This is a genomic window from Bradyrhizobium sp. CCBAU 45384 (assembly GCF_028128665.1).
Classification (GTDB): Bacteria; Pseudomonadota; Alphaproteobacteria; order Rhizobiales; family Xanthobacteraceae; genus Bradyrhizobium; species Bradyrhizobium manausense.
Genome location: NZ_LBIZ01000120.1, coordinates 576,217 through 591,997 on the forward strand (window position 1 = coordinate 576,217; position 15,781 = coordinate 591,997).

Genomic DNA, 15,781 nt, shown 5'->3' on the forward strand with positions numbered 1-15,781 from the left:
TCTGAACCGGCTGTACCGGTGGATGCTAATGTCGTCCGGCCGAAAATCGATTAATTCATTTTATTGGAATTAAGGCCTCAAAACAATCCTGACGCGCACGATTTTTTGATCCGCCGTGATGCCCGCGGCGGATCAGCATACAGGTCAGCATTTTAATTCCGCGCCCAGGCGGGGCGAGGGCCGATCAGCGGCGGCGGAACTGGCCGCCGCGTTGGGGGCCACCGCGCGGCGGTCCACCGGCGGTCGCGGGCCGTTCGTCCTTGTGACGGAAAATCAGCCGACCCTTTTCGAGGTCGTAGGGCGACATTTCCACCGTCACGCGGTCTCCCGCCAGCGTCTTGATGCGGTTCTTCTTCATCTTGCCGGCGGTGTAGGCGACGATCTCGTGCCCGGCGTCGAGCTGGACGCGGTACCGCGCGTCGGGGAGGATTTCGGTGACCAGTCCTTCGAACTGGATCAGCTCTTCCTTAGCCATGAATTTCTCCAGGTCGTGGACGGCTAGTGCGAATGGGGTTTGCGGTTCGGGTGGCCGTTCGGCCGACTCTCACGGCGCAAAAAGGCCACGCCTTGTATCCCATCAGGCGCTCCTGCGCTATGCGCGGAACGCTGTTCCGGGCGTTCGTTTGGTGAATGCATCTTACCACCGGAGCGGCGGCGGCGAGAGCCCTTCGAGCCGTTTCCGGACCTTCCGTCCACATGCCGCGCCTCGCCATGACGGCCCTCACCGGGCCGCCCGTCGCTCGGCTTGCCGGAGCTGTGATGGCGTCCGTCGGCATGCCTGTCGTCGCTACGCCGTCCGTCGCCATGCCGTGCGCTTTGCGGGCGCTGGCCCGGGCGGCCGCCCGGCCGGCCCTGCCGTTGTTGCTGGGGCGGGGGAGCGCCGGCATCGCGGCGGCCGGCATCCGTGCGGAGGTCCTCGCGCGGCAGCGCCACCTTGATCAGCCGCTCGATGTCGCGGAGATAGCTGAGTTCCTCGCCGCCGGCGACCAGCGAGATCGCGGTGCCGTCGGCGCCGGCGCGCGCGGTCCGGCCGATCCGGTGCACATAGGTCTCCGGCACGTTCGGCAGGTCGTAGTTGATGACGTGGCTGATGCCGTCGACGTCGATGCCACGGGCGGCGATATCGGTGGCGACCAGGGTGCGGATTTCGCCGGAGCGGAACTGCGCGAGCGTGCGCTCGCGATGGTTCTGCGATTTGTTACCGTGGATCGCGCTGGCGGGGATGCCGGCCCGCTCCAGCGTCTTCACCACCTTGTCGGCGCCGTGCTTGGTGCGGGTGAAAACCAGCGCTCGGTTGATCGGCTCGTCCTTCAGCAGCTTGGTCAGGAAGGTGGCCTTGGCCGAGAAATCCACCTGGATGATGCGCTGGTTGATGCGCTCGGCGGTCGAGGAGACCGGGGTCACCGCGACGCGCGCCGGATCACGCAGCATGGAATCGGCGAGCTCGGCAATGTCCTTCGGCATGGTGGCGGAGAAGAACAGCGTCTGTCGCTTGATCGGGAGTTTCGCGACGATTTTGCGGATGTCGTTGATGAAGCCCATGTCGAGCATGCGATCAGCCTCGTCGAGCACGAGGAACTCGACGCTGCCAAGCTTCAGCCCGTTGCTCTGCACGAGGTCGAGCAGGCGGCCGGGGGTGGCAACCAGCACGTCGACGCCCTGCATCAGGGCGCGGACCTGGCGACCCATCGGCACGCCGCCGATGGCGAGCGTCGAGGACAGGCGAATGTGGCGGCCATAAGCGTTAAAGCTGTCGAGGATCTGGCCGGACAGTTCGCGGGTGGGCGAGAGCACCAGCACGCGGGCCGTCTTGGGCTGTGGCTTGATCCGGTTCTCGAGCAGGCGATGCAGGATCGGCAGCGCGAAGGACGCGGTCTTGCCGGTGCCGGTTTGGGCGATGCCGACGACGTCGCGGCCGGTCAGCGCCAGCGGAATGGTTTGAGCCTGGATGGGGGTCGGGGTGACGTAATTCTCTTCGGCGAGAGCACGTGCGATGGGTTCGGCGAGGCCGAAGTCCTGAAACGAAGTCAAAAGATGGGTTCTTTCCATGTCAAATGCCGGCGCCCGACGCAATCAGCGGGGCGCGTGCATAAGGGTGTCGAGAAGACACCTGCGTGTTTGGGGTGTCGGATGGCTTGGGAGATATGGGGCAAGCCAGAGGCCCGTGGGGGCTTAAGAACACGCGGCTCGCAACGATCGCTCGATTCGCGATCTCCATCCTCATATGGAACATTGACGGGGCGCTTTCAAGGCGGGACGTCGACCGGTATCGATTGCAGTGCAAAAATAGTTATGCCGGAATTTTAGCCAGCGGGCCTATTTTGCTCAAAAAATGACCTGGCTGCCGCATGCGCATACAATTTATCTGCCTAAATTTTGAGCCGCCAGACTGCGGCTAAAGTTTGATTGCGGCGGAATTGTCTAGATTGACCAATCACTTGGTGGGTGCCAAGCCCATGGCATGGTTCTTGCGATTCCGTTAATCGCAAGCGGCCGTGGGGCCGTTTCGCAGCGTTTTCACGTCTGCGTCAGGGAGATGATACATCCATGCCTACCAAATCCATTCACGATATAGCGGCGTCATTTAGCCGCCGCGGCGTGCTCGCCGCGACCACCGGACTGTTGCTCGGTTTGGCGTCCATTTCCGGCGCGAAGGCCGCGGACGACACCATCAAGGTCGGCGTCCTGCACTCCCTCTCCGGCACCATGGCCATCAGCGAAACCACGCTGAAGGACACCATTCTCTTCCTGATCGACGAGCAGAACAAAAAGGGCGGCGTGCTCGGCAAGAAGCTCGAGGCCGTCGTCGTCGACCCCGCCTCGAACTGGCCGCTGTTCGCCGAAAAGGCGCGCGAGCTGATCACCAAGGACAAGGTCTCGGTCGTATTCGGCTGCTGGACCTCGGTGTCGCGCAAGTCGGTGCTGCCGGTGTTCAAGGAGCTCAACAACATCCTGTTCTACCCCGTGCAGTACGAGGGTGAGGAGTCCGAGCGCAACGTGTTCTACACCGGTGCTGCGCCGAACCAGCAGGCGATCCCTGCCGTCGACTACCTGATGAAGGACGAGAAGGTGAAGCGCTGGGTGCTCGCGGGCACCGACTACGTCTATCCGCGCACCACCAACAAGATCCTGGAAGCCTATCTGAAGTCGAAGGGTGTCGCCCAGGAAGACATCATGATCAACTACACGCCGTTCGGTCACTCCGACTGGCAGACGATCGTGGCCGACATCAAGAAGTTCGGCTCGGCCGGCAAGAAGACGGCGGTGGTCTCCACCATCAACGGCGACGCCAACGTCCCCTTCTACAAGGAACTCGGCAACCAGGGCATCAAGGCGAAGGACATCCCGGTGGTCGCGTTCTCGGTGGGTGAGGAAGAGCTCGCCGGCATCGACACCAAGCCGCTGGTCGGCCATCTCGCCGCCTGGAACTATTTCCAGTCGATCAAGACCCCGGCGAACGAGAAGTTCATCAAGGACTGGCAGGCTTACACCAAGAACCCGAAGCGCACGACCAACGATCCGATGGAAGCCCACGTGATCGGCTTCAACATGTGGATCAAGGCCGTCGAGAAGGTGAAGTCGACCGATCCGGACAAGGTGATCGATGCGCTTCCCGGCATCGAGGCGCCGAACCTGACCGGTGGCACCTCGAAGATGCTGCCGAACCACCACATCACCAAGCCGGTGTTCATCGGCGAGATCAAGGGCAACGGCCAGTTCGACGTGGTCTGGAAGACCCCGGGTCTGGTGGCGGGCGACGCCTGGTCGAAGGAGCTCGAGGGCTCCAAGGACCTGATCGGCGACTGGGTCGGCAAGAAGTGCGGCAACTTCAACACCAAGACCAACAAGTGCCTCGGCTCCGGCTCCTGATCCGGACCTGACGTTCGACTGCACGACGGGAGAAGACGGCTATTCCGCCGTCTTCTCCCCACTTCTGCCGGGGTGATCCACAGTGCCAACCAAATTGTCCGCTCGTTTTTGCAGCTTTGTCCTGTCGCTGTTCCTGATCGCGTTCGCACTGCCGGCCTTTGCCGGTCCGTTCGAGGATGCGGTCGCCAAATTCGCCAACGACGATTATTCGGATACGGACGAAGCAATCGGCGCGGTCGCAAGCAGCGGCAACAAGCTCGCCTTTCCGATCATCAGCGCACTGCAGGACGGCCGCCTCATGGCCGATCCTGACACCAAGAAAGTTTACGTCACCGGCACCGACGGCAAGTCGATCGACGCCGCGACCGGTGAGCCCGTCGCCAGTGTGCCTGACAGCGCCAGCGCCGTCCGTCTCAACAACCGCCTGCGTCGCAGCGTCGATGCTGCGCTCGGCAGCCTGACGCTGCAGTCGCCCGATCTCGGCGCGCGGCTCCAGGCCGCTCAATCCGTCTTCAAGTCGCATGAAGAGACCGCGCTCGAGGCGGTCGAAAGCGCGCTCGCCAAGGAGAGCAATAAATCGGCCAAGACCGCGCTCGGCGAGGCACGTGCGGCGATCCTGCTGTTCAAGTCCGACGCCACCGAAGTCCAGAAGCTCGAGGCCGTCGCCACCATCAAGGCGCGCGGCGATCAGGACGCGCTGGCGCTGCTCTCCGACATCGGCACCGACCAGCCGGCCTCCGTCGCGAAGGCCGCGACGAGCGCGATCGGCTCGATCCAGAATACGCTGGCGGTCTGGTCCACGGTGCAGAATGCCTGGTACGGCCTTTCGCTCGGCTCGGTGTTGCTGCTCGCCGCGATCGGGCTTGCCATCACCTTCGGCGTGATGGGCGTCATCAACATGGCCCATGGCGAGATGGTGATGTTAGGGGCCTACACCACCTTCGTGGTGCAGGAGGTGATCCGCACCCGTTATCCCACTCTGTTCGACTATTCGCTGCTGATTGCGGTGCCGCTCGCCTTCCTCGTTGCCGGCGCCATCGGCGTGCTGATCGAGCGCAGCATCATCCGCTTTCTCTATGGCCGGCCGCTGGAGACGCTGCTCGCGACCTGGGGCCTGTCGCTGGTGTTGCAGCAGGCGGTGCGCACCATGTTCGGCCCGACCAACCGCGAGGTCGGCAACCCCTCCTGGATGAGCGGTGCGTTCGAGCTCGGCCAGATCACCATCACCTATAACCGGCTCTGGATCCTCTGCTTCACGCTGGCGGTCTTCGTGATCCTGCTCGCCATGCTGCGCTACACGGCGCTGGGCCTCGAGATGCGCGCCGTGACGCAAAACCGGCGCATGGCGGCCTCGATGGGCATTGCCACCTCGCGCGTCGACGCGCTGACCTTCGGGCTCGGGTCGGGCATTGCCGGCATCGCCGGCGTGGCGCTGTCGCAGATCGACAATGTCAGCCCCAATCTCGGCCAGAGCTACATCATCGACAGTTTCATGGTCGTGGTGTTCGGCGGCGTCGGCAATCTCTGGGGCACGCTGGTCGGCGCCTTCACGCTCGGCATCGCCAACAAGTTCCTGGAGCCGGTCGCCGGCGCTGTGCTCGGCAAGATCGCGATCCTGGTCCTGATCATCCTGTTCATTCAAAAGCGGCCGCGCGGCCTGTTCGCGCTCAAGGGCCGTGCGGTGGAAGCATGACCCCTCACATGCTGACGCGATCGCTGGACCGCGGCGCGGCGATCTTCCTGATGGTCGTCGCCGCCTGCGGCATCCTCATCCCGCTCTCCAACCTGCTGCTGCCGGCAGGCTCGTTCCTGCAGGTGCCGACCTATCTGGTCGCGCTCTGGGGCAAATATGTCTGCTACGCCATCCTGGCGCTCTCCATCGACCTGATCTGGGGCTATTGCGGCATCCTCTCGCTCGGCCACGGCGCCTTCTTCGCGCTCGGCGGCTACGCGATGGGCATGTACCTGATGCGGCAGATCGGCACCCGCGGCGTCTACGGCAATCCCATCCTGCCCGACTTCATGGTGTTCCTGAACTGGCAGAAGCTGCCCTGGTACTGGTACGGCTTCGACATGTTCTGGTTCGCGGCGTTGATGGTGCTGGTCGTGCCCGGCCTGCTCGCCTTTTGCTTCGGCTGGCTCGCCTTCCGCTCCCGCGTCACCGGCGTCTATCTGTCGATCATCACGCAGGCGATGACCTATGCGCTGCTGCTCGCCTTCTTCCGCAATGATTTCGGCTTCGGCGGCAATAACGGCCTGACCGACTTCAAGGACATCCTGGGCTTCAACGTCCAGGCCGAGGGCACCCGTGCCGCGCTGTTCGCGCTGAGCTGTCTGGCGCTGATCTTCAGCTTCCTGATCTGCCGCTCGGTCGTGTCCTCCAAGCTCGGCAAGGTGCTGATCGCGATCCGCGACGCCGAATCGCGCAGCCGCTTCCTCGGCTACCGCGTCGAATCCTACAAGCTGTTCGTGTTCACGCTGTCGGCCTGCATGGCCGGCGTTGCCGGCGCGCTCTATGTGCCGCAGGTCGGCATCATCAACCCCAGTGAGTTCGCGCCGGGCAATTCGATCGAGGCGGTGATCTGGGTCGCGGTCGGCGGCCGCGGCACGCTGGTCGGCGCCGCGCTCGGCGCCATCGTCGTCAACTACGCCAAGACCTTCTTCACCTCGGGTGTGCTGGCCCCGTACTGGCTGTTCATGCTGGGTGCGTTGTTCATCCTGGTGACGTTGCTGCTGCCCAAGGGCATCGTCGGCACCTTCAGCGCCTGGCGCGAGTCGACGAGAGAGAGGCGTCCGGCCGCGATGACCGCGAGCGCCGCGGCCGAAGACGGCATCACCGAACCGAACATGGCGGAGTAGCGGTCATGAACGTCATGGATACCCGCGCGACCTCCGCGATGCTCTATCTCGACGGCGTGCACGTCTCGTTCGATGGTTTCCACGCCATCAACAATCTGTCGCTGACGCTTGCGCCCGGCGAGATGCGCGCCATCATCGGCCCGAACGGCGCCGGCAAGACCACGATGATGGACATCATCACCGGCAAGACCAAGCCGGACGAGGGCACCGTGCTGTTCGACGGCGTCACCGATTTGACGCGGCTCGACGAGACCCGCATCGCCGAGCTCGGCATCGGCCGCAAATTCCAGAAGCCGACGGTGTTCGAGAGCCAGACCGTGCAGGACAATCTGCTGCTGGCGCTCAACGTCGATCACAGCGTCAAGGGCACGCTGTTCTGGCGCGGCAGCAGGGCCGAGTCGGAGCGCATCGACAAGGTGCTGGAGACGATCCGCCTCACCGACGCCCGCAACCGCCTCGCCGGCAGCCTCAGCCACGGACAGAAGCAGTGGCTCGAGATCGGCATGCTGCTCGCGCAGGATCCGAAACTGCTCCTCGTCGACGAGCCCGTCGCCGGCATGACCGACGTCGAGACCCACCTCACTGCCGAGCTGCTGAAGGAGATCAACAAGACCCACACCGTCATGGTGGTCGAGCACGACATGACATTCGTGCGCGAGCTCGGGGTCAAGGTCACCTGTCTGCACGAAGGCACCGTGCTCGCCGAAGGAACCATCGACCAGGTCTCGTCCAACGACCGGGTCATCGAAGTCTATCTGGGACGCTGAGCGATGCTTGAGGTCAAGGACATCAACCTGTTCTACGGCGCGGCGCAAGCGCTGCGCGGCGTCTCGATCGCCGCCGAGCCTGGCAAGGTGACCTGCGTGCTCGGACGCAACGGCGTCGGCAAGACCTCGCTGCTGCGCGCCATGGTCGGGCAATATCCGATCTCCTCGGGCTCGATCCTGTTCGACGGCGGCGACATTAGCGGCCTCAAGCCCTATGAGCGGGCGCGCAAGGGCATCGGCTTCGTGCCCCAGGGCCGCGAGATCTTTCCGCTGCTGACGGTCGAGGAGAACCTCAAGACCGGCTTCGGCCCGCTCAAGCGCCAGGACAAGAACATTCCCGACGATGTGTTCTCGCTGTTTCCGGTGCTGCAATCCATGCTCGGCCGGCGCGGCGGCGACCTCTCCGGCGGCCAGCAGCAGCAGCTCGCGATCGGCCGCGCGCTGGTGATGCGGCCAAAATTGCTGCTGCTCGACGAGCCGACCGAGGGCATCCAGCCCTCGATCATCAAGGACATCGGCAGGGCGATCTCTTACTTGCGCAACCTCGGCAACATCGCCATCGTGCTGGTCGAACAATATCTCGACTTTGCCTGCGAACTCGGCGACAGCTTTGCGGTGATGGATCGTGGTGCGGTGAAATTCACCTGCGACCGCTCCAATCTCGACCCAAGCGAGATCAGCCGCCAGATGGCGCTGTAGGCCGGGGCATTGTAGGCTAGAGAAATCCTGCCGCGGCCGGCTGGGGGAGACGGATGCGCAGCGACGCCTTGGTCACATCTTTGGCGACATCTTCGGTGTTCGAAGCCAATCGCGCCCGCGGTGCCGTGCGCTTCGACGTGCACGCCCGTGACGGCGTGACGCGGCGGGGCGCCTTGCATGAATCCGGCTCGCTCCGGGTGCGCTTTCCCTCGCCGGAGGATGATGGCCTGTCCGGTGTGTTCGTCAATACGGCCGGCGGCGTCGCCGGCGGTGACCAGTTCGACATCGAGATCTCGGCCGCAGATAGCTCGCGTTTGACGCTGACGACGGCGGCCGCGGAAAAGGTCTACCGCGCGCCGGGGGCGGCAGCGCAGCTCAACATTTCGCTGAAGGTTGGCGCCGGTGCGCATCTCGGCTGGTTGCCTCAGGAGACGATCCTGTTCGACCGCGCGCGGGTCCACCGCCGTTTCGACATCGAGCTCGACGAGGCCGCCTCGCTGCTGCTTTGTGAAATTGTCGTATTCGGCCGCACCGCCATGGGCGAGCGCATGGAGCAGGGCGAATTTGTCGACCGCTGGCGGCTCTCCCGTGGCGCCAGGCTGGTCTTCGCCGAGACCGTCAGGCTCGACGGTGATATCGGTGCGAAGCTCGCGCGACCGGCGGTCGCGAAGGGCGCTGCCGCGATCGGCACGGCGCTGATCGTGCCGGGCGACGAGGCATTGGTCGAACGCCTCCGCGAAGTGTCGGACTCTTTCGCCGGCGAGGTCGGGATTTCAGCCTGGAATGGCTTTGCAATGGCGCGGTTCTGTGCCCAAGATGCGGCGCGTTTGCGTGCCGACATGATGGCCGTGCTGGCGCGCACCGGTGCGGCCCTGCCGCGACTCTGGCTGAATTGACGGCCGGCTGAATTGAAGTGTTGAACCGAAGAGATTTCGCATGAACCTGTCTCCCCGCGAAAAGGACAAGCTTCTGATCTCGATGGCCGCCATCGTGGCGCGCCGCAGGCTGGATCGCGGCGTCAAGCTCAACCATCCCGAGGCGATCGCGATCATCTCCGATTTCATCCTCGAGGGCGCGCGCGACGGCCGCACCGTCGCCGAGCTGATGCAGTCGGGCGCGCAGGTGCTCACCCGCGACCAGGTGATGCCTGGTATCCCCGAGATGATCCACGACATTCAGGTCGAGGCGACGTTCCCCGACGGCACCAAGCTCGTCACCGTGCACGAACCGATCCGATAGGAGAGCGACATGATCCCCGGCGAACTCTTCATCCAGGACGGCGAGATTGAGCTCAATGCCGGCCGCAAGACCGTGACACTGACGGTCGCCAATACCGGCGACCGCCCGATCCAGGTCGGCTCGCACTATCATTTCTTCGAGACCAACCCGGCGCTGAAATTCGACCGCAAGAAGTCCCGCGGCATGCGCCTCGACATCGCCGCCGGCACCGCCGTCCGCTTCGAGCCCGGCCAGACCCGCGAGGTCCAGCTCGTGGCGCTGGCGGGCAAGAAGACGATCTACGGTTTTCGCGGCGACGTGATGGGAAAACTATAGCCAGGGAAACTACAGGCAGGGAAACGACAGGAAGGTCCGCCATGGATACGCTCGCCAAGGACAAGGTCGAGATCGGACTCGTGCTCCAGGGCGGCGGCGCGCTCGGCGCCTATGAGTTCGGTGCGATCGAGGCGCTGCTGGAATTGATGGACGACATCGATCGTGCGGGCCGGACGATCACGCTGGCAGCCGTCACCGGTGTGTCCATCGGCGCGATCAACGCCGCCTGTGTCGTAGGCGCCGCCGACCGGGCTGACGCCAGGCGGCGTTTGCAGGACCTTTGGTCCGGGCTTGCACTGGAGCCGCGCAACTATTGGTGGGGCATCGCGGAGCACGATTTCGCCCTGTTCGGCGTGCACGGCTTCTACAAGACGCGCTACGATTACTGGGATGTCCTCAGCTGGACGAATTTCTACGATACCTCGCCCATGCTCGAGACGCTGAGGAAGCACGTGGATTTTGCGGCGCTGAATGCCAGCCCGACCGCCTTCGTCGTCACCGCGGTCGATATGGTCTCCGGCGAGCTGATGCGCTTCCGCAATGATCCACAGAAGCAGATCGGCCCGCGACACATCCTGGCCAGTGGCAGCCTTCCACCTGGATTTCCGGCGACCCCGATCGCCGGCAAGACGTTCTGGGATGGCGGTATCGTCGACAATACGCCGCTCGGCGATGCGATCGAGGCGTTTTCGGGGTCGGCAGATGTCGATCGCATTCTCGTGGTGATGAACCTCTTCCGAGGCAAGCGGGCTGCGCCGAAGAACATGATCGAGGTGAACGATCGTCTAAGCGAGCTGCGCTATGGCAATCGGCTTCGCCAGGACGGCGCAAATGCCGCTGTCATCAACGAGCTCCTTCAGACCATCGAGGCCCTTTCCGCAGCCGTTCCTGAAGCGGCGCGAACGCCGGACCTCGACAGGCGGGTGACGCAGGCGCAGCGCTTCAAGACGCTGGGTGCGATCACCAACATCGATCTGGCCGATTCCGATCTGGTCAAGGCGGCCGGCCTGTCGGAGCAGGTCGAGGACTCCAGCGCCTTTCGCGATTTTTCCGCAGGCGGTATCGAGCGACGCCGCAAGGCCGGCTATCGGCTCGCACGGGTGAAGCTCGACGAGGTTTTCAAGACCCGCGGCTTGCTGCCGGCGCTGCACTGACCGGGAGTGTTGTCGTGATTCCCCCGGTCCGCCTCGTCTCCGAAGCTGCTGAACTGGCCGCGCGCCGGCACAACGGCATGTCGCGCAAGGGGCGGGGGAACGAGCCCTACATCAATCATCTCGCGGAGGTCGCGAACCTGCTGGCAACGGCGACTGATGGCGCCGATGCCGAACTGGTTGCGGCCGGTTGGCTGCACGATACGATCGAGGACACCGAGACCACGCGCGAGGAGCTGGCGCAAAAATTCTCCGAGCGTGTCGCCGGGCTCGTCGCCGAGTGCACCGACGACATGAACCTGTCGAAGGCCGAGCGGCGGCGGAAGCAGATCGAGGACGCTCCGCACAAATCTCCCGGCGCAAAGCTGATCAAGATCGCCGACAAGATCAGCAATATCGGGGCGCGTATTCATTCCGATCCCAGCTCCGACGAACGCGATGCCCTCGCCGATTACACCGGCTGGGCCGAGCAGGTCGTCGCCGGTTGCCGTTGCGGTAGCGTCTGGCTCGACACGACATTCGACGACATGGTGCGAAAGGCGAGGGCTTCGCTGTGAGCACAGACCAAGAATTCAAACGCAAACGGGGCTTGTGATGTCCGTCAAGATGAAGCGTTCCGTCTACGCCGACATGTTCGGCCCGACCACCGGTGACAAGGTGCGGCTGGCCGACACCGATCTCATCATCGAGGTCGAGAAGGATTTCACGACCTATGGCGAGGAGGTGAAGTTCGGCGGCGGCAAGGTGATCCGTGACGGCATGGGCCAATCGCAGGTGACGAACAAGCAGGGCGCGGCCGATACTGTCATCACCAATGCGCTGATCGTCGATCACTGGGGCATCGTGAAGGCCGACGTCGCCATCAAGGACGGCATGATCTCCGCGATCGGCAAGGCCGGCAATCCCGATATCCAGCCGGGCGTCACGATCATCATCGGCCCGGGCACGGACGTGATTGCGGGCGAAGGAAAGATCCTCACCGCAGGCGGCTTCGACAGCCACATCCATTTCATCTGCCCGCAGCAGATCGAGCACGCGCTGATGAGTGGCGTCACCTCGATGCTGGGCGGTGGTACCGGCCCGTCGCACGGCACCTTCGCCACGACCTGCACACCCGGCCCCTGGCATATCGCGCGGATGATCCAGTCGTTCGACGCCTTTCCGGTCAATCTCGGCATATCAGGCAAGGGCAACGCCTCGCGGCCCGCTGCTCTGGTCGAGATGGTCAAGGCCGGCGCCTGCGCACTGAAACTGCACGAGGATTGGGGCACGACGCCGGCCGCGATCGACAACTGCTTGTCGGTCGCCGACGATTACGACATCCAGGTCATGCTGCATTCCGACACGCTGAACGAGTCAGGCTTCGTCGAGGATACCATCAAGGCTTTCAAGGGCCGCACCATTCACGCCTTCCACACCGAAGGTGCCGGCGGCGGCCACGCGCCTGACATCATCAAGGTCGCAGGGCTCAAGAACGTGCTGCCGTCCTCGACCAACCCGACGCGGCCCTTCACCCGCAACACCATCGACGAGCATCTGGACATGCTGATGGTGTGTCACCACCTCGATCCCTCGATTGCGGAGGATCTCGCGTTCGCCGAAAGCCGCATCCGCAAGGAGACCATCGCCGCCGAAGACATTCTGCACGACCTCGGCGCGCTCTCCATGATGTCCTCGGACTCCCAGGCGATGGGTCGTCTCGGTGAGGTCATCATCCGCACCTGGCAGACCGCCGACAAGATGAAGAAGCAGCGCGGGTCGCTGCCGCAGGACAAGGGCAAGGACAACGACAATTTCCGGGTCAAGCGCTACATCGCCAAATACACCATCAACCCCGCGATCGCGCATGGCGTCTCGAAGCTGATCGGCTCGGTGGAGAAGGGCAAGCTCGCCGACCTCGTGCTGTGGTCGCCGGCCTTCTTCGGCGTCAAGCCTGATTGCATCGTCAAGGGCGGCACCATCGTTGCAGCTCCGATGGGTGATCCCAACGCCTCGATCCCGACGCCGCAGCCTGTGCACTATCAGCCGATGTTCGGCGCGTTCGGCAAGGCCCGTACGGCGTCCTCGGTGGTCTTCACTTCCAAGGCCGCCGTCACCGGCGGGCTCGCCCGCAAGCTCGGCATCGAGAAGAAGCTCTATGCGGTCCAGAACACCCGCAGCAAGATCTCCAAAAAGAGCATGATCCACAACGACGCCACGCCCGCTATCGAGGTCGACCCGGAGACCTACGAGGTGCGCGCCGACGGCGAGTTGCTGACCTGTCCGCCCGCCGAGGTGCTGCCGATGGCACAACGATATTTCATGTACTGAAATAGCGCCTCAACGCATGTCCCCGGCACATCCGGGGACGGCTTTTTGCGGTTTTGCGTTCGATCCCGGCTGGTCTAATGTCTCGCCCGGTATCTAACCAGAGAAGAAAAGCCGGGAGGATTTCTCGTGATCTACGTCGTCGCCACCTTGACCATCAAGCCCGAAACCCGCGCCGAGTTCATCGCAGCCGCCACCGCCTGCATCAAGGAGACGCGGAAGGAGCCCGGCAATATCGCCTACGATCTGCACGAGAGCGTGACCGATCCCACCAAGATGGTGTTCGTCGAGCAGTGGGAGAACATGGAGGCGCTGGGGCCACATCGTGCCGCCGAGCACATGAAGACGTTCGGCCGGGTCGCGGTAAAGTGCTTCACGGCGCCGCCGAAGATCGAATATATCACGCCCGAGAAGGTCGAGACGAGGTAACAGCGAATGATCCGGGCGACGCAGGTTAAGGGACAGCACCGCTTCGCGGAAGCGCCGGCGGATACGGTCGTGCTCGATTTCGACGATCGGCACCGCCGCCGCATGGCGATGACGGGGACGCGGGGCCTCGAATTCCTGCTCGACCTGGAGAACGCCGTTGCGTTGCGCGGCGGCGATGCGCTGGTGCTGGAGGACGGAAGGCTCGTCGAAGTGGTGGCAGCGCCCGAGCTGCTGCTCGAGATCCGCGGCCGCGATCCGCACCACCTCATCCGCGTCGCCTGGCATCTCGGCAACCGCCATCTGCCGACGCAGCTCATGACCAAAGCCTTGCGCATTCGCCGCGATCACGTCATCGAAGCCATGGTGAAGGGGCTTGGCGCGAGGGTGGTCGAGATCGAGGCGCCGTTCGATCCTGAGGGCGGGGCCTACGCCGATGCCGGCCATGCGCATGGCCACGATGATCACGGCCATCACGATCATGCACATCATGATCACGGTCACCATGATCATCATCACGGCCATGATCATCATCATGGTCATGCCGCGCATGACCATGGGCATGATCACGACCATCATCATGACGAACATTGCGACCATCCCGACCATCATCACGGCCACAAGCATGCTCATGACCACAAATGAGCCTGACGGTCCCGGCGACCTCGCCGAACGCGAGGCGGCGGCGCTGTACCGGCTGATGACGTGGCTGTCGCCGGCGTTTCCCGTCGGCGGCTTCTCCTATTCCAGCGGCATCGAATGGGCAGTTGAGGCCGGCGATATCACAGACGTCTCGTCGCTCGCCAATTGGCTCGATGCCATGCTTAGTGACGGCTCCGGCGCTTGTGACGCGACGTTTCTCGTTCATGCTTACCGTGCCGCCGAGGCGGGCGAAGATGCTGCTCTGAGCGACGTCGCCGAGCTCGCCGCCGCCTTCGTGCCGTCGCGCGAGCGGCAGCTCGAAACCACCTCGCAAGGCCGCGCCTTCATCGACATCTCGCGCACGGCGTGGGATGCGGACGGCCTGGATGCCATGGTCGCGGCATGCCGCACACCACTGGTCTATCCCGTTGCGGTCGGCGTTGTCGCCGCGCTGCACGGCGTGCCCCTGGCAGCGACGCTGCACGCCTTCCTGCATGCGCTGGTCTCGAACTGGATTTCCGCGGCGAGCCGGCTGATTCCGCTCGGCCAGACCGACAGCCAGCGCGTGCTGGTGAGGCTGGAAACTGCCGTCGCTGCGACCGCGAGCCGGGCGCTGAGCGCGACACTGGACGATCTCGGCAGTGCAACCTTTCGCGCCGATCTCGCCAGCCTGCGCCACGAGACGCAATATACGCGGCTGTTTCGGTCATGAGGCACGATCTTGCCACAGCGTCGTCCCGGCCTCCGCCGGGACGACATTTAATAGAGAGCAACTAAATGGCAACTTCTCACGGCCCTTTGCGCGTCGGCGTCGGCGGCCCGGTCGGATCGGGCAAGACCGCGCTGATGGACCTGCTCTGCAAGACCATGCGCGAGCGTTACGACATCGCAGCGATCACAAATGACATCTACACCAAATGGGATGCGGAATTCCTTGTGCGCTCGGGTTCGCTGACGCCGGATCGTATCGCCGGCGTCGAGACCGGCGGCTGTCCGCACACTGCGATCCGTGAGGACGCCTCGATGAACCTTGCGGCGGTCGCCGACATGCGCGCGAAATTTCCCGGGCTCGATCTCGTGCTGATCGAATCCGGTGGCGACAATCTCGCTGCCACCTTTTCCCCGGAGCTTGCCGACCTCACCATCTACGTGATCGACGTTGCAGCCGGCGACAAGATCCCCTCCAAGGGTGGCCCGGGCATCACCCGTTCCGACCTCCTGGTCATCAACAAGATCGACCTCGCGCCTCATGTCGGTGCGTCCCTGGAGAAGATGAACACGGATGCCAAACGCATGCGCGGCGAGCGCCCCTTTGTCATGACCAATCTCAAAAAGAGCGACGGGCTCGATCGCATCGTCAGCTTCATCGAGACCAAAGGTGGTCTGAAACGAGCGGATTGAAGCGGACGGGCTAACGGGCCGCGGCGACGCGGCGCAGGCCTTTCCCGCCGTTAACGCCTAAGGCAAAACGCAGCCAACGGAACAAATTTCGGACACGGCGATTAT

Annotated in this window: 17 protein-coding genes; 15 read left to right on the forward strand and 2 right to left on the reverse strand. The window is 63.8% G+C overall.

What is annotated here, in order from left to right; genetic code table 11:
* Positions 1-184 precede the first annotated feature (184 nt).
* Both infA and XH80_RS42475 read right to left on the reverse strand, forming a co-directional pair.
* The gene (gene infA, locus XH80_RS42470) at positions 185-475 is read right to left on the reverse strand and encodes a translation initiation factor IF-1 (RefSeq protein WP_008546913.1); all 291 of its coding nucleotides are present in this window, start codon (positions 473-475) and stop codon (positions 185-187) included.
* A 23-nt stretch (positions 476-498) separates the two neighbouring features.
* Positions 499-2,049, reverse strand: a complete 1,551-nt coding sequence (locus XH80_RS42475; protein ID WP_271603766.1) for a DEAD/DEAH box helicase — start codon at positions 2,047-2,049, stop codon at positions 499-501.
* Positions 2,050-2,547: 498 nt separating this feature from the next.
* Here XH80_RS42475 and urtA point away from each other — a divergent pair, with 498 nt between their 5' ends.
* The 15 genes from urtA (at position 2,548) to ureG (ending at position 15,676) form a co-directional block, all read left to right on the forward strand.
* Positions 2,548-3,870, forward strand: coding sequence for an urea ABC transporter substrate-binding protein (gene urtA / locus XH80_RS42480; RefSeq protein WP_057759438.1), 1,323 nt, complete (start codon positions 2,548-2,550; stop codon positions 3,868-3,870).
* Positions 3,871-3,952: 82 nt separating this feature from the next.
* Positions 3,953-5,563 (forward strand): urea ABC transporter permease subunit UrtB, encoded by a 1,611-nt coding sequence (gene urtB / locus XH80_RS42485; RefSeq protein ID WP_271603767.1) that lies wholly within the window; start codon positions 3,953-3,955, stop codon positions 5,561-5,563.
* A complete protein-coding gene (gene urtC, locus XH80_RS42490; RefSeq protein ID WP_271603768.1) occupies positions 5,560-6,729 on the forward strand; it encodes an urea ABC transporter permease subunit UrtC in 1,170 nt (389 codons plus the stop codon). Before urtB ends, urtC begins: the two co-directional genes overlap by 4 nt.
* Positions 6,730-6,734: 5 nt before the next feature.
* Positions 6,735-7,496 (forward strand): urea ABC transporter ATP-binding protein UrtD, encoded by a 762-nt coding sequence (gene urtD, locus XH80_RS42495; RefSeq protein WP_057759432.1) that lies wholly within the window; start codon positions 6,735-6,737, stop codon positions 7,494-7,496.
* A gap of 3 nt (positions 7,497-7,499) precedes the next feature.
* A complete protein-coding gene (gene urtE / locus XH80_RS42500) occupies positions 7,500-8,195 on the forward strand; it encodes an urea ABC transporter ATP-binding subunit UrtE (protein ID WP_057759430.1) in 696 nt (231 codons plus the stop codon).
* Positions 8,196-8,248: 53 nt separating this feature from the next.
* The gene (locus XH80_RS42505; RefSeq protein ID WP_271603769.1) at positions 8,249-9,091 is read left to right on the forward strand and encodes an urease accessory protein UreD; all 843 of its coding nucleotides are present in this window, start codon (positions 8,249-8,251) and stop codon (positions 9,089-9,091) included.
* A gap of 40 nt (positions 9,092-9,131) precedes the next feature.
* Positions 9,132-9,434, forward strand: coding sequence for an urease subunit gamma (locus XH80_RS42510; protein WP_007605424.1), 303 nt, complete (start codon positions 9,132-9,134; stop codon positions 9,432-9,434).
* Positions 9,435-9,443: 9 nt separating this feature from the next.
* Entirely contained in the window at positions 9,444-9,749 is a 306-nt protein-coding gene (locus XH80_RS42515; RefSeq protein WP_220002126.1) for an urease subunit beta, read from the forward strand.
* A 41-nt stretch (positions 9,750-9,790) separates the two neighbouring features.
* Entirely contained in the window at positions 9,791-10,903 is a 1,113-nt protein-coding gene (locus XH80_RS42520; RefSeq protein ID WP_271603770.1) for a patatin-like phospholipase family protein, read from the forward strand.
* A 14-nt stretch (positions 10,904-10,917) separates the two neighbouring features.
* Positions 10,918-11,457: an HD domain-containing protein gene (locus XH80_RS42525; RefSeq protein ID WP_271603771.1), complete on the forward strand. Its 540-nt coding sequence runs from the start codon at positions 10,918-10,920 to the stop codon at positions 11,455-11,457.
* 37 nt (positions 11,458-11,494) lie between these two features.
* Positions 11,495-13,210: an urease subunit alpha gene (gene ureC / locus XH80_RS42530; RefSeq protein WP_271603772.1), complete on the forward strand. Its 1,716-nt coding sequence runs from the start codon at positions 11,495-11,497 to the stop codon at positions 13,208-13,210.
* Positions 13,211-13,336: 126 nt separating this feature from the next.
* Positions 13,337-13,636: a putative quinol monooxygenase gene (locus XH80_RS42535; protein WP_057759418.1), complete on the forward strand. Its 300-nt coding sequence runs from the start codon at positions 13,337-13,339 to the stop codon at positions 13,634-13,636.
* 6 nt (positions 13,637-13,642) lie between these two features.
* Complete coding sequence (ureE, locus tag XH80_RS42540) at positions 13,643-14,278, forward strand: urease accessory protein UreE (protein WP_271603773.1); 636 nt, start codon at positions 13,643-13,645, stop codon at positions 14,276-14,278.
* Positions 14,259-14,987 carry an urease accessory protein UreF gene (locus tag XH80_RS42545; RefSeq protein WP_333931555.1) on the forward strand — a complete coding sequence of 243 codons (729 nt, stop codon included), beginning with the start codon at positions 14,259-14,261 and terminating at the stop codon, positions 14,985-14,987. Before ureE ends, XH80_RS42545 begins: the two co-directional genes overlap by 20 nt.
* A gap of 65 nt (positions 14,988-15,052) precedes the next feature.
* Positions 15,053-15,676: an urease accessory protein UreG gene (gene ureG, locus XH80_RS42550; RefSeq protein ID WP_271603774.1), complete on the forward strand. Its 624-nt coding sequence runs from the start codon at positions 15,053-15,055 to the stop codon at positions 15,674-15,676.
* Positions 15,677-15,781: the final 105 nt, after the last annotated feature.